The sequence below is a fragment of the Citrobacter sp. Ce129 genome (genome assembly GCF_030334545.1).
GTDB lineage: Bacteria > Pseudomonadota > Gammaproteobacteria > Enterobacterales > Enterobacteriaceae > Citrobacter > Citrobacter europaeus.
Genome location: NZ_JAOWDS010000065.1, coordinates 495,159 through 514,383, shown reverse-complemented (window position 1 = coordinate 514,383; position 19,225 = coordinate 495,159). Strand labels below are relative to the sequence as shown.

Sequence of the window (19,225 nt, the reverse complement as noted above, 5' to 3'; positions counted from 1 at the left end):
AATAGCGGTCTTATTGATTTTATTTAGGCCCTAATTCCTGCGTTTCTTTTTCATTAAGTTCAACCTCTCGATACCAGCGAGGATGGTGTTTCTTCGCCCAACGTCGACTCACTTTCCCTTCGATCATGCCTTTAATTGAACCTTTCACCCAGAACGCCATGTACATATGAATCAGTATGGCGTGGATTAGCACAATTGCTGCTGTCGCATGGATTAACAAACTCCAGCGAACTATGGTAATTGAGAAGTAATGGGCAAAGTAGGGCCGCCAGATAATAACGCCGGTAACCAGCAATACCAGAATCAGGCTCATGATACTCCAGAACATCATTTTCTGACCTGCGTTATACTTTCCAACATCAGCAACTTTGTGCTCATTGCCTTTAAGTACCTCAACGATCCCTTTAATCCAGGGGAGATCCTGTTTATCGGGAATATTGTGATGTACGAAACGGACGAACATAAACATCAGCACGACGAAAATCATCACCCCGAAAAACGGATGTAAAATTCGCCCCATTTGCGGCGTACCGAAGGTTTCGGTGAGCCATTGCAGCGTCGGGAAGAACAGCGCAATACCGGAAAGCGACACAAGGAAGAAGCTTATCACCACCGTCCAGTGACAGGCCCGGTCGATGAATTTGGTGCGCAGAATCATTTTGCGTTTACTCATGACCGTTCTCCTCTTCATCATCATCCGTCTCTTTGTTTGGCCCGACGCCCACGTAGTGGTAAATCAACCCGGCAAAGGTGGCGATAAATCCAGCGGCGGAGAGCGGTTTTAGGATCCCCTTCCACAGATTCACCGGCGCGGCGATCGTTGGATCGTCCGGTAGGTTGTGGTACAGCGACGGCTGGTCCGCGTGATGAAGCACATACATCACGTGAGTGCCGCCGACCCCTTGCGGGTTGTAGACGCCCGCATTGGCATAGCCGCGTTTTTTCAGCTGCATAACGCGAGTATCCGCCGCGTTCAGCATCTCTTTTTTAGTCCCAAACTGGATGGCGCCGGTCGGACAGGTTTTCACACAGGCAGGTTCCTGACCTACGCTGACCCGGTCGACGCACAGCGTACATTTGTAGACCCGGTTATCTTCAGGATTAAGCCGTGGAATATTGAACGGGCAGCCAGCAATGCAGTAGCCGCAGCCAATGCAGTGCTCTGACTGAAAGTCGACAATCCCGTTGGCGTACTGAATGATTGCTCCGGCGGATGGACAGGCTTTCAGGCATCCCGGGTCGGCACAGTGCATGCAGCCGTCTTTGCGGATAAGCCATTCCAGCTTGTCGTTCTGGGTGGTTTCGCTAAAGCGCATTACCGTCCAGGACTTAGCACTGAGATCGGTCGGATTGTCGTAGACGCCGTTGCAGTAGCCTACTTCATCGCGAATATCGTTCCACTCTGAGCAGGCCACCTGACAGCCTTTACAGCCAATACAGGTGGTGACATCAATCAGTTTCGCCACTTCAGCACGGTAATCCCGCGCCTGGGGCGGTGGCGTGATACTGTTCGTCGCCGAGCGTTTAATAATATCTTGTGATTGCATTGTCATGAGTTCCCTTCCTTACGCTCGCTCGATGTTGACCAGAAACGCTTTATATTCCGGTGTTTGCGAGTTGGCATCACCCACCGATGGCGTTAAGGTATTAGCGAGGAACCCTTTGCGCGTAGCACCTTCAAAGCCCCAGTGACAAGGGATACCGATAGTATCGACCTGCTTACCATCTATCATCAGCGTTTGTAGACGTTTAGTGACTACCGCCTTTGCTTTGATAAAGCCGCGTTTCGACGTCACTTTCACTGTATCACCTGCCGCAATGCCTTTTTCGCTCGCTAGCGCCTCACCGATTTCGATGAATTGATCGGGTTGAGCGATGGCGTTGAGCAGTGCATGTTTGGTCCAGTGGCGGAACAGTTCGGTAATAGAGTAAGTTGTGGCGACGTACGGGAAGGCATCCGCTTTACCCATATTGGCGATATCGTCATGGTAAATACGTGCAACCGGGCTGGATACAACATCCGGGTGTAGCGGGTTGGTACCAATAGGCGACTCAATGGGTTCGTAATGTTCCGGGAATGGCCCGTCGTTCATTTTGTCGATGGAGAACAGACGCGCTACGCCTTCCGGGTTCATGATAAACGGACCAACGTTGCTGCCCGGTGCGGCCTGGCCGTAGTCGGCTACGTCCATACCGGCCCATTTTTTGCCATCCCAGTGCAGCAGGGCGCGTTTTGGATCCCATGGTTTTCCTGATGGATCGGCCGAAGCGCGGTTGTAGAGAATACGGCGGTTGGCAGGCCAGGACCACGCCCAGCCCGGTGTGCAGCCCAGACCATACGGATCGCTGTTGTCGCGATTGGCCATCTGGTTACCCTGCTCTGTCCAGCTTCCGCAGTAAACCCAGCAGAAACTGCTGGTCGAACCGTCATCGCGCAGTTGTGCAAAACTGCTGAGCTGCTGGCCTTTTTTGGCAATAAGCTGGCCTTTGTCATCATAAAGGTCTTCAAGTGCCTGGCCATTTGCTTCACGCGCAATCTCTTCCGGGTGCGGGTCGTAGGGATCTTTATAATTCCAGGCAATATTCAACAAGGGCTGTGGATTCGCGCCGCCTTCTTGCTGATATAGCTCGCGCAGCCGCATAAACAGGCGGCCAAGGATCTTCCCGTCATGTAAGGCTTCCCCAGGTGGTTCTGCTGCCGCCCAGTGCCACTGTAACCAACGCCCGGAGTTAGCAATTGAGCCGTTTTCCTCAGCAAAGCAGGAAGAGGGCAGACGGAAAACTTCGGTCTGAATATCTGCCGGTTTCACATCATTCATTTCGCCATGATTCTGCCAAAAATTGGAAGACTCAGTGACCAGGGGATCGATAACCACCATATATTTCAGTTTTGAAAGCGAGCGGGATGATTTGTTTTTATCGGGAAACGCCGCCAGCGGATTAAATCCCTGAACGATGTAACCATTAATTTTCCCTTCAAGCATCAATTCGGCCTGAGTCATTACGTCATACAGGCGATCCCATTTAGGCAGCCAGTCGTAACCCCAGTTATTTTTCGCGGTTGCGCGATCGCCCCAGAAACTTTTCATCATGCTAACAAAGAACTTCGGCGTATTTTGCCAGTAGTTGACCTCATTCACGCCTAGCGCAGGCGGCGTGATTTGAGAAATATAGGTCTGGTAGTCTGGCTGTTTTTCCGATGGTAGCGGCATATAACCCGGCAGGTTCGTCGATAACAGGCCAAGATCGGTATAGCCCTGAATATTGGAGTGGCCACGTAGGGCGTTAACGCCACCGCCCGCCATGCCTATGTTGCCCAGCAGTAATTGGAGCATACCGGCGGCGCGAATAATTTGCGCTCCGGCGGAGTGGTGAGTCCAACCCAAAGCGTAAAGGATAGTTGCAGTGCGGTCAGGCACACTGGTGCTGGCGAGAATTTCGCAGATACGATTGAAGTCTGCCAATGAGGTCCCACACAAGCGGTTAACCATTTCGGGCGTATAGCGTTCGACATGGGCTTTCAACAGATTCAACACGCAAAGTGGGTGGTTTAGCGAGTCATCACGCAGGGCGTAACCCTGCTCATCAAGCTGATAAAACCAGCTCGACTTATCATATTGACGTTTCTTATCGTCGTAGCCGCTAAACAAGCCGTCATGGAACTGATAGTCATCACGGATAATCAGACTGGCGTTAGTGTAATGACGAACATAGTCGTGCTGTACTCGGTCGTTTTTCAGCAGATAGCGGATCACGCCTAGCAGGAATGCGGTGTCGGAACCAGCGCGAATTGGTGCGTACAAATCAGCGACTGCGGCGCTACGGTTAAAGCGCGGGTCGACCACCACCACGGTGGCGTCGTTTTTAGTTTGCGCTTCGACCACCCATTTAAAACCTACCGGGTGCGCCTCAGCGGCATTGCCACCCATAATAAGCACTACGTTGGCGTTTTTGATATCGACCCAGTTGTTGGTCATTGCGCCACGCCCAAAAGTTGGTGCAAGAGCAGCAACGGTGGGGCCATGACATAATCGTGCCTGACAGTCGATAGCGACCATCCCTAATCCCCGAGTAAATTTACCGTCGAGGATCCCGGTTTCATTGCTTGCCGCTGAAGAACATAGCATGCCTGTAGTGGGCCAGCGGTTGACGGTAACGCCCTGGGCGTTTTTCTCAATAAAGTTGGCATCGCGGTCATCTTTCATGAGTCGGGCAATACGGTTAATCGCATCGTCCCAACTAATACGTTGCCATTTATCCGAACCCGGTGCGCGATATTCGGGATACTGCAGACGCGTTTCACTATGAATATAATCCAGCACACCAGCGCCTTTCGGGCACAACGATCCACGGCTCACCGGATGATCCGGATCGCCCTCAATATGGTAGATACTTTCTTTGACGTTTTTGGCTGTATCGCCAAGGCTGTACATCAGCATGCCGCAGCCTACTGAGCAGTACGTACAGTTATTACGCGTCTCTTTTGCTTTTAAGAGTTTATATTGACGGGTTTCCGCGTGAACGGAAAAAGATGATAAGAATCCGAGAGATGCAACAGTTGTTCCTGCCATACCGCCCGCACAGATTCGAAAGAACTGCCTCCGGCTGAGCTCCATTTTTTCTCCTGCTTAAACTTAAGACATGAAAAAGGATGGTTATTGTAAGGTTAAATTGTTTTATAAACCATTAACTTTTAGTGGTTATTGACGTGAGAGAGTATTAGTGCTGTTAGCCTGGAATATAGATTAGTAAAAAATTGATCATGTCAGGTTGGTTGCCGATACGTTCGATGAATGGTGTATTCAGGACCTGACAATATCAAATGCCTTCGAATCCACTTATGACAAAACTGGAGAGTGGAAGAGGGTTACTAAACGTTTAAACTAACTCATTGATATTTAATAAATCATATATTTTACAGCTAAATAACAAATCTGATAGTATACCCCCCTATAGTATTAGGAGGGCGTATGCCGCATTCACCTGAAGATAAAAAGCGCATTCTCACCCGTGTACGCCGTATTCGCGGTCAGGTTGATGCGCTTGAGCGCGCGCTGGAGTCCGGCGAACCGTGCCTGGCTATCCTGCAGCAAATTGCCGCCGTGCGCGGCGCATCCAATGGCCTGATGGGCGAAATGGTTGAGATCCACCTGAAAGACGAACTGGTCAGCGGGGAAACGACGCCAGACCAGCGTGCCGTGCGTATGGCTGAAATCGGCCATCTTCTGCGTGCTTATCTAAAATAACACCATCACCTCGCAATAATGGGAAGAGACAAATGAAATCACGTGCAGCAGTTGCATTCGGCCCCGGCCAACCGTTAAAAATTGTCGAAATCGACGTCGCACCACCAAAGAAAGGTGAAGTGCTGGTTAAAATTACCCACACCGGCGTGTGTCATACTGACGCTTTCACGCTCTCCGGCGACGATCCGGAAGGTGTGTTCCCGGCGGTACTTGGCCACGAAGGTGGCGGTATTGTGGTTGAAGTGGGAGAAGGCGTCACCAGCCTGAAACCGGGCGATCATGTGATCCCGCTGTACACCGCTGAATGTGGCGAGTGTAAGTTCTGTAAATCGGGTAAAACTAACCTGTGTCAGGCCGTACGCGCGACCCAGGGCAAAGGTTTGATGCCGGATGGCACAACGCGCTTCTCGTACAACGGTGAGCCGATTTATCACTATATGGGCACCAGTACTTTCAGCGAATACACCGTTTGCGCGGAGATCTCTCTGGCGAAGGTTAACCCGCAGGCTCCGCTGGACAAAGTGTGTCTGCTGGGTTGTGGCGTGACCACCGGTATTGGAGCGGTCCATAACACCGCAAAAGTGAAAGAAGGCGATACCGTAGCCGTATTCGGTCTGGGCGGTATTGGTCTGGCGGTCATTCAGGGCGCGGTGCAGGCGAAAGCCGGGCGTATTCTGGCCGTTGATACCAATCCGGAAAAATTTAAGCTGGCAGGTGAAATGGGCGCGACCGATTTCATCAACCCGAAGGATTACGACAAACCGATTCAGGATGTGATTGTCGAGCTTACCGACGGCGGCGTGGACTTTAGCTTTGAATGCATCGGTAACGTTAACGTGATGCGCGCGGCGCTGGAATGCTGCCATAAAGGATGGGGCGAAAGCATCATCATTGGCGTGGCGGGAGCAGGGCAAGAGATCAAAACGCGTCCGTTCCAGTTGGTAACCGGGCGCGTCTGGCGCGGTTCTGCGTTTGGCGGCGTGAAAGGCCGTACCCAGCTCCCAGGCATGGTTGAAGAAGCTATGAGCGGGAAAATTCAGTTGGATCCCTTTATTACCCACCGTTTACCGCTGGAGCAGATTAACGAAGCGTTTGAGTTAATGCATCAGGGTAAGTCCATCCGTACCGTTATCCACTTTGGCGATAACTGATTCATTGGCCAGCGGATTTCACCGCTGGCACTTTCCTGAATTTTTTAGAATTATGTTGTGAAAGTGTGACGAATCCGGCGCTTTTCACGGTAAGTAAACTTCCCGGATTGCCGATGACTATCTAACGGGCGTGTTTTCACGCATAAACCCTACAAGAGAGTCGACGGTCATGGACAACACTACATCGATGCAAGCCCAGAATAAACTGGGCTTTCTGCATCAAATCCGGCTGGTTCCGCTGTTTTCCTCCATTCTCGGTGGCATCCTTCTGCTGTTCGCCTTAAGTTCCGGACTGGCAAGCTATTTTCTTATGCAGGCCGATCGCGATCAGCGCGACGTGACCGATGAGATTCAGGTCAGGATGGGGTTATCTAACAGCTCTAACCATTTACGTACCGCACGTATCAACATGATCCACGCCGGCGCGGCGAGCCGTATTGCCGAAATGGATGACATGAAGGCCAATATTGCCGAGGCAGAAAAACGGATTAAGCAGTCGCAGGACGGTTTCAATGCTTATATGTCACGCGCGGTAAAAACCTCTGCCGATGAAGCGTTAGATGCTGAACTGAGCGCCAGCTTCAAAGCCTATACCGACGGCTTACAGCCTATGTTGAAGTACGCTAAAAACGGCATGTTTGAAGCGATCATCAACCATGAAAATGAACAGGCCAGACCGCTGGACTCTGCTTACAACAAGGTGTTGTTAAAAGCGATCGACATTCGTACCGCAAGGGCGAACCAGTTAAGCGAACAGGCGCACCAACGTACACAGCTCGGCATGGCTTTTATGCTGGGTGCATTTGTTCTTGCGCTGGCGCTGACCGTAATGACGTTCATTGTTCTGCGTCGTACCGTCATTCATCCTCTGTTGCGCGCAGCCCTGCGTATTGAGCAAATTTCCGCAGGGGATTTGACCATGCAGGAGGAACCGACCGGGCGCAGCGAAATTGGTCGCCTGAGCCGCCATCTGCAGACAATGCAACGATCGCTTGGGAAAACGGTGGGCACTGTACGTCAGGGGGCGGAAGAAATTTATCGCGGTACCAGTGAGATTTCGGCAGGGAACACTGATCTGTCTTCACGTACCGAACAACAGGCCGCGGCGATTGAACAAACGGCGGCCAGCATGGAAGAGCTGACGGCCACGGTGAAGCAAAACGCCGACAACGCGCATCATGCGAGCAAGCTGGCGGAAGATGCTTCCGGCAAGGCCAGCCGGGGTGGTCAGATGGTCTCTGGTGTGGTGAAAACCATGGGCAATATCTCAACGAGTTCGAAGAAAATATCCGAAATCACCGCCGTGATTAACAGCATTGCTTTCCAGACCAATATTCTGGCGCTGAACGCAGCGGTCGAAGCGGCGCGGGCAGGAGAGCAGGGGCGCGGGTTTGCCGTCGTTGCCAGTGAAGTACGTACGCTGGCAAGCCGCAGCGCTCAGGCGGCAAAAGAGATTGAAGGATTGATCAGCGAATCGGTCCGACTGATTGACCAGGGCTCCGGAGAAGTCGTCGCGGCGGGCAATACGATGACGGATATTGTCGATGCAGTAAAACGCGTCACCGACATCATGCTGGAAATTGCGGCAGCCTCTGATGAGCAGAGCCGGGGTATCGTACAGGTGAGCCAGGCGATATCAGAAATGGATAAGGTTACGCAGCAAAATGCCTCGCTGGTTGAAGAAGCATCAGCTGCGGCAGCCTCTCTTGAAGAGCAGGCGGCACGCTTAACACAAGCCGTTGGCACATTCCGGTTAACCGGGACAAGCGCAATTAAACGCGCTCCGGTGACCACTACTGCGGATCATTCTCGTCCGCAGGCGGCAACGGCCAGCGGCGATAACTGGGAAACGTTTTAACAATAAATAAAGGGACCAGATGGTCCCTTTATTTTTGGCATCAAAACGGTACGGTTTTACGTATTGCGGCGATAAGGATCTGCGCGGCCTGAGAGAGTTGCACATCGACCCGGGTAAGAATCCCGATGGGTTCACCCGCACCGTGGGTGGGAATCGGTAATGACACCAGCGTCGCCTGGCGTAAATCTTCTCTAACCGCGCCTGAAGGGACAAACCATACATAGTCGTAATCAACTGTCAGTTGGCGGGAGAGCGATGCTGACAGCGTTTCAATACAGCCAGGCGGCATTTTACAGCCCTGACTTTGCAACAATGCCTCTGCGTGCTGGCGAGGCGCGGTTCCTTTTGGTGAAACCACCACCGGCCACTCCATGACCCGGCTCAGCGTAATGGTTTCTTGCAACAACGGGTGGTTAGGGCGGACAACCAGTTTGAGCGATTCCAGAAACAATAATTCGTAGTTCAGACCGACCATCAATTCCGGATCGGCCATACGGCCAATGCCGAGGTCAATTTCCCCTGACTTTAAACCCGCCAGGATCATGGGATTACTCATGGTGGCAACCTGCAGCGTGGTTTCCATTTGCTGCTTATGAAACGGGCCAATGACCGCCGGCAGGATGCCCAGAGCCGCGGTGGGTAAGGCGCCAACCCGTACGACATCAGTCTGCGACTCTTCACGCTGGTTTAACGCTTGCCCGGCGGTGTTAAGCGCATCCAGCACTCTTACTGCGTGGGTAAGAAACTGCTCTCCGGGCAGCGTTAACTGTGCACCGAGGCGGCCACGCTCAAAGAGCCGGGTACCGGTCAGTTGCTCCAGTTCATTTAGCGTTTTGGAGAGGGCCGGTTGGCTCAGGTTAAGGGTCTCAGCCGCGCGCCCCAACGTTCCCTGCTGTGCAACGGCGACAAAAGTATGAAGGTGGCGCAAGCGAATGCGCTGATTGAACAGAACATTTTTTTCCATAAGCGATGTTAAAAACAGAGCCGTATCGGTGACAAGTGAAGTTGTTCGTTTTTGATAACCTGATAGCAAAATATTATTAACATTTATCATGTTTTACTTACAACTAATTTATTTTGCTTATGTTTTGTACAGCGTTGCTGGGGGATGGGATCATGGAAGGGAATGGGCCAGGTCGATATACTGTAGTTATTGTTTGCTTTTGAACCATTCTCTTCACAAGGCACTGATTAATGATACATGTAATAGGGCACCTTAACCCCGACAGCGATGCCATTTGTACTGCTGCCATGACGGCGCGTTGGCTTACTTTACGTGGCCAACAGGCGACGGCATGGCGTCTGGGCGAACCGAACCGCGAAACGCAATTTATTTTTGAGCATGCGGGGCTGGAAATGCCTGAACGGCTGACGTTCGAACTGACCGATAGTGATGTCTGGCTGGTCGATTTTACCGAGCCGGCCCAGGGGCCGGAATCGCTGGCAGAAAGTAACGTGGTGGGAATTATCGATCATCACCGACTCGGTGGATTAGTGACTCGCCTGCCGCCAGAAGTGTGGGTGAAGCCCGTCGGCAGCAGCGCGACGCTGTTATGGCAACTGATGACGGAAGATGAGCGTAACCAGCTGTCTGCCGCTGAGGCCGTTTTACTGCTGGGCGCCGCGCTTAGTGACACTGTCACGCTTCGTTCGCCAACGACCACCTCCGACGATCGCCTGGCCGTGGATGAGCTGGCCCAAAAAACCGGTGTGGACCTTGACGCTTTTAGTCGCGACCTGCTGTCTGCCAAAACCAGCGTGGATGGGATGAGCGCCCGCGAACTTCTGCACAAAGACATTAAAACTTTCACCATCCATGGACATTCGGTCTGTGTGGCGCAGCTTGAACTGTATGCGCTGCAACAGGTGGATGCCGTGCTGGCCGATCTTCGTCTGGAAATGGCGCGCTATGCAGAGGAAAAGAATGCTGCGCTGGTGGTACTGATGCTCACCGATATTAATCTGGGCGACACCAGCTTGTGGTTCGCCGGTTCTGAGCTCGCAGACATCCCGCAGCCCTGCAAAGTTGAAGGTATGCTCAGCCGTAAAAAACAGATGCTGCCCTGGCTGGAAAGTCATTTAAAACCACGCCAGTAGGTTTTGTTCGCCGTCTGTATAGGTGGGAAGTTTACGCGGGGTCACACTTTGTAAATTCTTCCCACCGGAGTCAGCGGTGTTTTCTACACTCCAGGTAATATTCACTGGAGACATGACATTATGGCGAACACCATCACGGCAGATGAGATTCGGGAACAATTTTCGCAGGCAATGTCAGCAATGTACCAGCAGGAAGTCCCGCAATATGGCACGTTGCTGGAACTTGTCGCTGATGTGAATCTGGCGGTATTGGAAAATAATCCCACGCTGCATGAAAAACTGGCCAATGCAGATGAGCTGGCCCGACTCAACGTTGAGCGCCACGGCGCTATTCGGGTGGGGACTGCGCAAGAACTTTCTACGCTGCGCCGGATGTTTGCCATTATGGGCATGTATCCGGTGAGTTATTACGATCTCTCCCAGGCCGGCGTGCCTGTACATTCCACCGCTTTTCGTCCCATCGACGATGCGTCGCTTTCGCGCAACCCGTTTCGGGTATTCACCTCGTTATTACGACTCGAATTAATCGAAAACGCCGCGCTGCGGCAGAAGGCCGCGGAGATCCTCGCAAAACGCGACATTTTCACCCGGCGTTGTCATGCACTGCTGGATGAGTTTGATGCGCAGGGCAGTTTTACGCCTGAGCAGGCGCAGGAGTTTGTGCATGAGGCGCTGGAAACTTTTCGCTGGCATCAGCATGCCACGGTCGATGAAGCGACCTATCACGCATTACACAACGAACACCGGCTGATTGCCGATGTGGTGTGTTTCCCCGGTTGTCATATCAACCATCTGACGCCGCGTACGCTGGATATTGACCGGGTACAGTCAATGATGCCGGAATGCGGCATTGAGCCGAAAATATTGATTGAAGGGCCGCCGCGCCGCGAGGTGCCGATTTTATTACGTCAGACCAGTTTCAAAGCGCTGGAAGAACCGGTGTTGTTTGCCGGAGAAATGCGCGGCACTCACACGGCGCGTTTTGGCGAGATCGAACAGCGCGGCGTGGCCCTGACGCCGAAAGGCAGAGCGTTGTACGACGAGTTGCTGAATAACGCGGGAACGGGAAAAGACAACCTGACACACCAGCTACATCTTCAGGAGGTGTTCAAAGCCTTCCCGGACAGCGAATTCCTGCTGCGCCAGCAGGGACTCGCCTGGTTCCGCTATCGTCTGACGCCATCAGGCGAAGCGCATCGGCAGGCTATTCGCCCGGATGACGACCCGCAGCCGCTCATTGAACGGGGCTGGCTGGTTGCGCAACCCATCACCTACGAAGATTTTTTACCGGTGAGCGCCGCGGGAATTTTCCAGTCTAATCTGGGGAATGAAACTCAGGCTCGCAGCCACGGGAATTCCAGCCGCGACGCGTTTGAACAGGCATTGGGGTGCGCGGTTTATGATGAGTTCGCGCTGTATCAGGAGGCGCAAGATCGAAGTAAACGTCGGTGTGGTTTACTTTAATGGAATTTACATGGGATTCGGTCTGTTCCCATCGACATAAAATATTTTCGATTTTGTACAGATAATCGGCGACCAACAATTGGATTATTAATGAATTTTGTCTAGAGTGAGCGGTCAGAAATGTGCACTCTCTTGCCGCTGATTTTGACCGGCGCGGGACCATTTACACGACCAGAAGGACTCACTTTCAGGCATGAATCGCAGACGATTTATTAAAGGTTCAATGGCAGTGGCCGCCGTGTGCGGAACCAGTGGTATTGCATCACTCTTTTCCCGCGCCGCCTTTGCGGCAGAGTCTGACATTGCAGACGGAAAAACCGTACGTTTTGATTTTTCCGTTCTGCAATCGATGGCCCATGACTTAGCACAGAAGCCCTGGGGCGGCGCACCGCGCGCGTTACCGGACACGCTGGCGAAACTGACGCCGCAGGCCTACAACAGCATTCAATATGACGCAGAGCAGTCTCTGTGGAACAACGTTGAAAATCGTCAGCTTGATGCACAGTTCTTCCATGTGGGAATGGGCTTCCGTCGCCGTGTACGCATGTTCTCGGTTGATGGCAGTACGCATATGGCGCGTGAAATTCACTTCCGTCCGGAACTGTTTAAATACAACGATGCGGGTGTGGATACCAAACAGCTGGAAGGGCAGACTGACCTCGGATTCGCCGGATTCCGCGTGTTTAAAGCGCCAGAACTGGCTCGCCGCGATGTTGTTTCTTTCCTGGGCGCCAGCTATTTCCGCGCCGTGGATGACACCTACCAGTACGGTTTATCGGCCCGCGGTCTGGCGGTAGATACCTACACCGACAGCAAAGAAGAGTTTCCTGATTTCACCTCTTTCTGGTTCGAAACGGTTAAACCGGGCGCAACCTCCTTTACCGTGTATGCGCTTCTCGACAGCCCTAGCGTAACGGGCGCATTCAAGTTTGTGATCCACTGCGAGAAAACGCAGGTGATCATGGATGTACAAAACCATATTTACGCGCGTAAAGACATCAAGCAGCTCGGCATTGCGCCGATGACCAGCATGTTCAGCTGCGGCAATAATGAACGTCGGATGTGCGACACTATTCACCCGCAAATTCATGACTCCGATCGTCTGGCGATGTGGCGGGGCAATGGCGAGTGGATCTGCCGCCCGCTGAATAACCCGCAAAAACTGCAGTTCAACGCCTATACCGATAACAACCCGAAAGGGTTTGGCTTGCTGCAGCTCGATCGCGACTTCTCCCATTACCAGGACATCATGGGCTGGTATAACAAACGTCCAAGCCTGTGGGTCGAACCGCGTAACCAGTGGGGCAAAGGGACCATCGGCCTGATGGAGATCCCAACGACCGGTGAAACGCTGGATAACGTCGTCTGCTTCTGGCAGCCGGATAAGAAGATCAAAGCCGGCGATGAGCTGGAATTCAAATATCGCCTGTACTGGAGCGCTCAGCCGCCGGTACGTTCGCCGTTGGCTCGCGTGATGGCGACCCGGACTGGCATGGGCGGTTTCCCGGAAGGATGGGCGCCGGGCGAGCACTACCCGGAAAAATGGGCGCGTCGTTTTGCCGTTGATTTCGTCGGCGGCGACCTGAAAGCGGCTGCGCCGAAGGGTATTGAACCGGTAATTACGCTCTCCAGCGGTGAAGCGAAACAGATTGAGATCCTCTACGTGGAACCTATCGACGGTTATCGCATTCAGTTTGACTGGTATCCGACCTCTGACTCAACCGATCCGGTAGATATGCGTATGTTCCTGCGTTGTCAGGGCGACGCCATCAGCGAAACCTGGCTGTATCAGTACTTCCCGCCAGCGCCGGATAAACGTCAGTACGTTGACGACCGCGAGATGCGTTAATCACTTCCTTTACGGCTCTCCAGATGGGGAGCCGTACCTGCAATCCTCCTCATAACGACTCTGTACACTATTTACTCGATCCTGTTCGCATTTTTCTGTATGCCAAATGGGTACTCTGTGGGTGTGTATTTCTTATACACATTCTTGTCCACTAACAGGGAGAAAGTATGTTTCCAGAATACAGAGACCTTATTTCCCGACTGAAAACCGAGAACCCTCGCTTTCTGTCCTTATTCGAAAAACACAACAGCCTTGATCATGAGATCTCCAGACTGGAAGGTTCGGATGGTCGGGGGTATAGTTTGGACATTGTTCGCCTTAAGAAACAGAAACTCCACCTGAAGGAAGATCTGCTCAAAATATTGCAAAAAGAGAGTGTCAGCGAGAGCTAAGCAAAACGGCACTTGCTGTGTAAAAGGGCTTCCAAAAGGGAAGCCCTTCCTGTTTTTATTTAATGAGATTAACCAGCATAACGGAATGAAAATGTCAGAAGTGATTACCATCAATGACACGTTAGAACTGCGTGCCGTAGAAGAGCAACACGTCACACCTCTGCATCAGTTGGTGCTTAAAAATAAAACCTGGCTCCAGCAGTCGCTAAACTGGCCGCAGTTTGTTGCCTCTGAGGAAGACACCCGCAAGAACGTGCAGGGCAATATGATGCTGCACCAGCGCGGTTACGCCAAAATGTTCCTTATTTTTGCGCAACAAACTGTGGTGGGCGTCATCTCGTTTAACCAGATAGAACCGCTGAACAAAGCGGCTTATATTGGCTACTGGCTGGATAAGGAGCAGCAGGGAAAAGGCATCATGACCCTGGCGTTACAGGCATTGATTCATCATTTTGCACAGCGTCAGGAGATCCGCCGCTTTGTGATTAAATGTCGTGTGGAGAACGTTGAGAGCAACCAGGTGGCGCTGCGCAATGGCTTCCAACTGGAAGGGTGTATGCAACAGGCGGAGTTCCTTAACGGTGATTACCATGATGTGAATCTCTATGCCCGCATCATTGATGGTCCCTCAGAATAAGCCTGCGATAGGTGTGCGCGTAATGCGCTGCTCACCGTTGATCACCTTCGGCCCGCGCAGATGAATAGCATCGCCATCAAACGCTTCAATGTGCGCCTGGCCGGTTATTTCGATATGATGCTCGATCAGCACTTCGCCCTGCACGCAGGCGTGACCTTCAATCAGGATATGACCATCAAGCTGGAGCGGCCCACCGCGTAAATGCGCGTGACCGCCGACCAGCACGTGGTGTTTCAGCACGCAGTTACCTTCAACCACCGCGTGCTCCGCTACCTGCGAGCTGTAGCGCAGGGTAGGAATAGCGTCTTCTCCGGTTCCGGCGACGACGCGCGCATGGCCGTAGACTTTGGCGCAATCGCAAATCCAGACATTGTTCTCTTCATTACCTTCCACTTGGGCGAACTCAAAAACTTCCGCCCGATGTTCGATAAACGCATAGTTGATTTGCGCATCGCCATAGATCTGCGCCTGATGAACCACCCGAGAATGACTGACGGTGGCCCGTTCGTAAATTTGCAGAAGCTGGTCGCGTTCATGGGTTAGCCCCCTGGCAGCGATGATTTCAGAGCCACACATAACGCGCGCATCACCGAAGAGAAGGCACTCACCGCGAACCACCGAATCCTGAATGGTGACGTTGTCACGTATTTGCGCGTTATGGCTGATTTCAGCCCGGTCAATCCACACGGCATCGCTAATCTGCGCGCCATCTCTGACTACGCTTGACTGGGTAATGCGGGCGTTTCCTGTAATCGTCGCCCCGGCAAACGCGAGCGCGTTTTCATCGTAAATCCAGCAGTCGCCGCTTTGCGACAATACGCATTCGTCATCAACCCAGCCGCCCGGTGTACCGGCCTGGACATCACTAAAATCAGTGAGCGCAATGATTTGGCGTAGTAATACGCTTTTTTTATTGCCATTATCCTGGTAACTAAAGGAACGAGGCTCATCGCCCAGACGATATTTGGTCATAGCTCATTTCCGTGTGGCGCACCTTAGTTAAACGTAGCAAAGTTTTCCGCACTGGCTAAATCAGCGGAAATTCCATAAAATGCATTTCAAATATACTTTAAAAAATAAACAAAATGAGTAAGAACAAACAGAGTGAGCGGGTCCTCAATCTTCCGGCCGGTTATTTTGGCATGGTACTGGGCATCATCGGGATGGGATTCGCGTGGCGTTATGCCAGTCAGGTGTGGCCAGTGAGCCACCGGATTGGCGACGGTTTAGTGATCCTCGCTATGGTCATTTGGGGGCTGCTGACGCTGGCCTTTCTGAGCCGTTTACTGCGTTTTCCACATAGCGTATTGGCGGAAATTCGTCACCCGGTGATGAGTAGCTTTGTCAGTCTGTTTCCGGCCACCACGATGTTGGTAGCGATTGGTTTTGTCCCATGGTATCGACCGCTGGCTATTGGATTGTTCAGCATTGGGGTGGTGATACAGCTGGCATACGCGGCCTGGCAAACGGCAGGGTTATGGCGCGGTGCGCATCCAGAGGAAGCCACCACGCCGGGTCTGTATCTGCCAACCGTCGCCAATAACTTTATCAGCGCAATGGCCTGTGGAGCGCTTGGTTTCAATGATGCAGGATTGGTTTTTTTGGGCGCAGGGGTATTTTCCTGGCTCAGCCTGGAGCCAGTGATTCTGCAACGTTTACGTAGCTGCGGCGAGCTGCCTGCGGTTTTACGAACCTCACTTGGCATTCAACTGGCGCCTGCGCTGGTCGCTTGCAGCGCCTGGCTTAGCGTCAACGGCGGCGAGGGCGATACGTTAGCTAAAATGCTATTCGGCTATGGTTTGCTGCAACTTCTGTTCATGCTACGCCTTATGCCGTGGTATTTGTCACAGCCATTTAATGCGTCTTTCTGGAGCTTCTCGTTTGGCGTGTCGGCTTTGGCGACAACAGGGCTGCACCTGGGGCACGGAAGCGATTCGGGATTTTTTCATACGCTGTCGATCCCACTGTTTATTTTTACCAATTTTATCATTGCATTATTACTGGTACGTACGTTTGCATTGCTGATGCAGGGAAAACTGCTCATCCGCACGGAGCGTACTGCATTACTGAAATCTGAGGATAAATAATGACCCTTTGCGACGAAAACTACTTTACTGAGAAATACGATTTAACCCGTACACATTCCGATGTCGTTGAAGCGGCAAAAATTGTAAAACCGGGCAAAACGTTGGATCTGGGCTGCGGTAACGGTCGTAACAGCCTGTACCTTGCGGCAAACGGTTATGACGTGACAGCATGGGATAAAAACCCCATGAGCATCGCTAATCTTGAAAGGATCAAAGCCGCTGAAGGGCTGACTAATCTGCAGGCGAATGTTGCGGACCTCAACGCATTACGCTTTGATGGCGAATATGATTTTATTCTGTCTACCGTTGTGCTGATGTTCCTTGAAGCCAAAACTATCCCTGGCCTTATTGAAAATATGCAACGTTGCACGAAACCGGGTGGATATAACTTAATCGTTGCGGCGATGGATACCGATGATTTCCCGTGCACCGTTGGTTTTCCGTTCGCATTTAAAGCCGGAGAATTACGCAACTATTACAACGGGTGGGATCTGCTGAAATATAACGAAGACGTGGGCGAACTTCATCGCACGGATGAAAACGGTAATCGAATTAAACTGCGCTTTGCCACAATGCTGGCACGTAAAACTGCCTGAGTCTCCCGTCTGGGTTAACTCTTTCTGCGTTCAGCATTTTTTGTGCTGAGCGCAGAGATAAAATTGTGCGGTGCTTACCATTTTTAGTACATCTAAAATGAAACTGTTTTGCTATCCTTTTTAGGCATCATTGCGAAAACTAAAGGGATCGTTTCATGCGTACTCAAACTTTATTTAAAGTTGCAGTGCTTACTGGCTTGTTGGCATTATCCGGCTGTGCGTCAAAAGTAACCGAGCCGGAAAAATATTCTGGGTTTTTAAAAAATTACTCTGATCTGAAGGAAACAAAATCAGCATCGGGACAAACGGTACTCCGTTGGGTTGATCCGAGCTACAACGAATCCAAATATGACAACATTGTTTATAACCCGGTAACGTATTATCCGGTTCCTAAGCCTACTACGCAGGTAGGGCAGCAGGTTCTTGATCAACTGCTGACCTATACCAATACACAGTTGAAATCCGCTATCAGCAAGCGTAAACCGCTGGTGGCTACCCCTGGACCACGTAGCCTGATTTTCCGCGGAGCGATTACCGGTGTTGCGACCAGCAAAGAAGGGCTGCAGTTCTATGAAGTGGTTCCGGTTGCCCTGCTCGTTGCAGGAACGCAAATGGCGACGGGTCACCGTACCATGGATACCAACCTCTATTTCGAGGGTGAGTTGATTGATGCGGCGACCAATAAACCAGTGATTAAAGTTGTACGTAAGGGTGAAGGCAAGGACCTGAACAACGAAAGCACGCCGATGGCGTTCGAGACGTTGAAGAAAGTTGTTGATGACATGGCGACTGATGCCACCATGTTTGACGTGAATAAAAAACCATAATAATAATGAAGAACGCACCATCCCTGGATGGTGCGTTTTTTTATGCCGTCCGGCGTCGATATAATAGTTTACCCATCAGCGCTTCTGGTCGGGCAAACATCACCATATTCCCCAGTAATATCAATACGAGTCCGGCAATCGCATTAACCTGCCAGACGTATCCTTCATACAATGTTGATAGCGTCAGCGCGACCAGCGGGAAAAGCAGCGTACTGTATGCCGCCTTACTGGGGCCAATGCGACCTACCAGTGTGAAATACGCGCCGAAGGCAATCACTGAGCCAAAAATAGCCAGATACAACAGCGCGCTAAGATAGCTAAATGTCCACTGCGGCGTGAAGTTGTCACCGCGCACCAGCGCAATGGCGGCGATCAGCAGCGTACCGTACAGCATGGCCCAACTGTTGGTTGTTAACACTTCCAGCCCTTTTTTCTGGTGACGCAGGCTGATCATATTACCCAATGAGAAGCCGAAGGTTCCCAAAGCGCTTAAACCGATGCCCAGCATCAGTGAATGGTTGAACCCGCTGTTAAGCAAATCTTGCCAGAATAGGGTAACAATGCCCGTCAGTCCCAGACCGGCTGCAATATAAAAGCGCAGCGGTGGTTTTTGCCCAAAAAAGATGAAGCTATTGACCGCATTGAACAGGACTGCCATTGAGAAAATCACCGACTCCAGGCCGGTATTAATCCACGCTGCAGCTGAATAAAAGCACCAGAAATTGAAGCAAAAAACGCATCCGCCCTGTAACAGGCAAAACAGATGATCGCGGCCAGACAGTTTGCGTAATTTACCGCTAACCAGCAGGATAACTATCATCACCGAACTGGCAACGGCAAAGCGCCAAAAAATAGAAACCGGCGCAGAAACCGGGCCTTGCTGCAAATAAATCGCAATCCATGTCGTTCCCCAAATGACCACCACCAGGCAGTACAACAGTGCGTTCATACAACTCTCTCTTTTTGTCGTCAGGCTCACACTGTGTCATGTCTGGTGGCAGGAGGCTTTCATCGGCTTGCG

General features: G+C 51.8%; 17 protein-coding genes. 11 read left to right on the top strand and 6 right to left on the bottom strand.

Annotation, left to right across the window (positions count from 1 at the left end; all coding sequences use genetic code 11):
- Positions 1–19: 19 nt before the first annotated feature.
- Genes fdnI through fdnG form a run of 3 tightly spaced genes read right to left on the bottom strand, consistent with a single transcriptional unit; the run spans position 20 to position 4,616 of the window.
- Positions 20–673 carry a formate dehydrogenase-N subunit gamma gene (gene fdnI, locus OGV77_RS16330; RefSeq protein ID WP_043016233.1) on the bottom strand — a complete coding sequence of 218 codons (654 nt, stop codon included), beginning with the start codon at positions 671–673 and terminating at the stop codon, positions 20–22.
- Entirely contained in the window at positions 666–1,553 is an 888-nt protein-coding gene (gene fdxH, locus OGV77_RS16325; protein ID WP_043016234.1) for a formate dehydrogenase subunit beta, read from the bottom strand. Before fdxH ends, fdnI begins: the two co-directional genes overlap by 8 nt.
- 12 nt (positions 1,554–1,565) lie before the next feature.
- Complete coding sequence (gene fdnG / locus OGV77_RS16320) at positions 1,566–4,616, bottom strand: formate dehydrogenase-N subunit alpha (RefSeq protein WP_072033335.1); 3,051 nt, start codon at positions 4,614–4,616, stop codon at positions 1,566–1,568.
- A 354-nt stretch (positions 4,617–4,970) separates the two neighbouring features.
- Between fdnG and OGV77_RS16315 the strand changes: the two genes are divergently transcribed.
- From OGV77_RS16315 to OGV77_RS16305, 3 genes are all read left to right on the top strand, one after another.
- Positions 4,971–5,246: a metal/formaldehyde-sensitive transcriptional repressor gene (locus OGV77_RS16315; RefSeq protein WP_003833178.1), complete on the top strand. Its 276-nt coding sequence runs from the start codon at positions 4,971–4,973 to the stop codon at positions 5,244–5,246.
- Between the two features lie 32 nt (positions 5,247–5,278).
- Positions 5,279–6,397 (top strand): S-(hydroxymethyl)glutathione dehydrogenase/class III alcohol dehydrogenase, encoded by a 1,119-nt coding sequence (locus OGV77_RS16310; protein WP_043016235.1) that lies wholly within the window; start codon positions 5,279–5,281, stop codon positions 6,395–6,397.
- Between the two features lie 169 nt (positions 6,398–6,566).
- Complete coding sequence (locus OGV77_RS16305) at positions 6,567–8,255, top strand: methyl-accepting chemotaxis protein (RefSeq protein ID WP_043016236.1); 1,689 nt, start codon at positions 6,567–6,569, stop codon at positions 8,253–8,255.
- Between the two features lie 40 nt (positions 8,256–8,295).
- Here the strand turns inward: OGV77_RS16305 and pcaQ are convergent, their stop codons facing one another.
- Positions 8,296–9,219 carry a pca operon transcription factor PcaQ gene (pcaQ, locus tag OGV77_RS16300; protein WP_043017902.1) on the bottom strand — a complete coding sequence of 308 codons (924 nt, stop codon included), beginning with the start codon at positions 9,217–9,219 and terminating at the stop codon, positions 8,296–8,298.
- A 230-nt stretch (positions 9,220–9,449) separates the two neighbouring features.
- On the opposite strand from pcaQ, the gene OGV77_RS16295 reads away from it, so the two are divergent.
- From OGV77_RS16295 to rimL, 5 genes are all read left to right on the top strand, one after another.
- Positions 9,450–10,352 carry a manganese-dependent inorganic pyrophosphatase gene (locus OGV77_RS16295; RefSeq protein WP_043016237.1) on the top strand — a complete coding sequence of 301 codons (903 nt, stop codon included), beginning with the start codon at positions 9,450–9,452 and terminating at the stop codon, positions 10,350–10,352.
- A gap of 120 nt (positions 10,353–10,472) precedes the next feature.
- Entirely contained in the window at positions 10,473–11,816 is a 1,344-nt protein-coding gene (gene hglS / locus OGV77_RS16290) for a 2-oxoadipate dioxygenase/decarboxylase HglS (protein WP_043016238.1), read from the top strand.
- Positions 11,817–12,009: 193 nt separating this feature from the next.
- Positions 12,010–13,665: a glucan biosynthesis protein D gene (locus OGV77_RS16285; protein WP_087050525.1), complete on the top strand. Its 1,656-nt coding sequence runs from the start codon at positions 12,010–12,012 to the stop codon at positions 13,663–13,665.
- Between the two features lie 167 nt (positions 13,666–13,832).
- Positions 13,833–14,057, top strand: a complete 225-nt coding sequence (locus OGV77_RS16280; protein WP_043016240.1) for an HP1242/YdcH family protein — start codon at positions 13,833–13,835, stop codon at positions 14,055–14,057.
- 91 nt (positions 14,058–14,148) lie between these two features.
- Positions 14,149–14,694 (top strand): 50S ribosomal protein L7/L12-serine acetyltransferase, encoded by a 546-nt coding sequence (gene rimL, locus OGV77_RS16275; RefSeq protein ID WP_043016241.1) that lies wholly within the window; start codon positions 14,149–14,151, stop codon positions 14,692–14,694.
- Here rimL and ydcK read toward each other — a convergent pair.
- Positions 14,686–15,666, bottom strand: coding sequence for a YdcK family protein (gene ydcK / locus OGV77_RS16270; RefSeq protein ID WP_087050526.1), 981 nt, complete (start codon positions 15,664–15,666; stop codon positions 14,686–14,688). The two genes, rimL and ydcK, sit on opposite strands and share 9 nt — an antisense overlap.
- Before the next feature lie 113 nt (positions 15,667–15,779).
- Between ydcK and tehA the strand changes: the two genes are divergently transcribed.
- From tehA to OGV77_RS16255, 3 genes are all read left to right on the top strand, one after another.
- Positions 15,780–16,781 (top strand): dicarboxylate transporter/tellurite-resistance protein TehA, encoded by a 1,002-nt coding sequence (tehA, locus tag OGV77_RS16265; RefSeq protein WP_047411105.1) that lies wholly within the window; start codon positions 15,780–15,782, stop codon positions 16,779–16,781.
- Positions 16,781–17,377 carry a tellurite resistance methyltransferase TehB gene (gene tehB, locus OGV77_RS16260; protein ID WP_043016244.1) on the top strand — a complete coding sequence of 199 codons (597 nt, stop codon included), beginning with the start codon at positions 16,781–16,783 and terminating at the stop codon, positions 17,375–17,377. Before tehA ends, tehB begins: the two co-directional genes overlap by 1 nt.
- Positions 17,378–17,532: 155 nt before the next feature.
- A complete protein-coding gene (locus OGV77_RS16255; RefSeq protein WP_043016245.1) occupies positions 17,533–18,204 on the top strand; it encodes a DUF3313 domain-containing protein in 672 nt (223 codons plus the stop codon).
- Between the two features lie 40 nt (positions 18,205–18,244).
- Here the strand turns inward: OGV77_RS16255 and OGV77_RS16250 are convergent, their stop codons facing one another.
- Positions 18,245–19,153 carry a DMT family transporter gene (locus OGV77_RS16250; protein WP_080625218.1) on the bottom strand — a complete coding sequence of 303 codons (909 nt, stop codon included), beginning with the start codon at positions 19,151–19,153 and terminating at the stop codon, positions 18,245–18,247.
- Positions 19,154–19,225: the final 72 nt, after the last annotated feature.

Coding starts and splice junctions, on each gene's coding strand:
- fdnI (WP_043016233.1), bottom strand. CDS start 673: ATGAGTAAACGCAAAATGATTCTGCGCACCAAATTCATCGACCGGGCC.
- fdxH (WP_043016234.1), bottom strand. CDS start 1,553: ATGACAATGCAATCACAAGATATTATTAAACGCTCGGCGACGAACAGT.
- fdnG (WP_072033335.1), bottom strand. CDS start 4,616: ATGGAGCTCAGCCGGAGGCAGTTCTTTCGAATCTGTGCGGGCGGTATG.
- OGV77_RS16315 (WP_003833178.1), top strand. CDS start 4,971: ATGCCGCATTCACCTGAAGATAAAAAGCGCATTCTCACCCGTGTACGC.
- OGV77_RS16310 (WP_043016235.1), top strand. CDS start 5,279: ATGAAATCACGTGCAGCAGTTGCATTCGGCCCCGGCCAACCGTTAAAA.
- OGV77_RS16305 (WP_043016236.1), top strand. CDS start 6,567: ATGGACAACACTACATCGATGCAAGCCCAGAATAAACTGGGCTTTCTG.
- pcaQ (WP_043017902.1), bottom strand. CDS start 9,219: ATGGAAAAAAATGTTCTGTTCAATCAGCGCATTCGCTTGCGCCACCTT.
- OGV77_RS16295 (WP_043016237.1), top strand. CDS start 9,450: ATGATACATGTAATAGGGCACCTTAACCCCGACAGCGATGCCATTTGT.
- hglS (WP_043016238.1), top strand. CDS start 10,473: ATGGCGAACACCATCACGGCAGATGAGATTCGGGAACAATTTTCGCAG.
- OGV77_RS16285 (WP_087050525.1), top strand. CDS start 12,010: ATGAATCGCAGACGATTTATTAAAGGTTCAATGGCAGTGGCCGCCGTG.
- OGV77_RS16280 (WP_043016240.1), top strand. CDS start 13,833: ATGTTTCCAGAATACAGAGACCTTATTTCCCGACTGAAAACCGAGAAC.
- rimL (WP_043016241.1), top strand. CDS start 14,149: ATGTCAGAAGTGATTACCATCAATGACACGTTAGAACTGCGTGCCGTA.
- ydcK (WP_087050526.1), bottom strand. CDS start 15,666: ATGACCAAATATCGTCTGGGCGATGAGCCTCGTTCCTTTAGTTACCAG.
- tehA (WP_047411105.1), top strand. CDS start 15,780: ATGAGTAAGAACAAACAGAGTGAGCGGGTCCTCAATCTTCCGGCCGGT.
- tehB (WP_043016244.1), top strand. CDS start 16,781: ATGACCCTTTGCGACGAAAACTACTTTACTGAGAAATACGATTTAACC.
- OGV77_RS16255 (WP_043016245.1), top strand. CDS start 17,533: ATGCGTACTCAAACTTTATTTAAAGTTGCAGTGCTTACTGGCTTGTTG.
- OGV77_RS16250 (WP_080625218.1), bottom strand. CDS start 19,153: ATGAACGCACTGTTGTACTGCCTGGTGGTGGTCATTTGGGGAACGACA.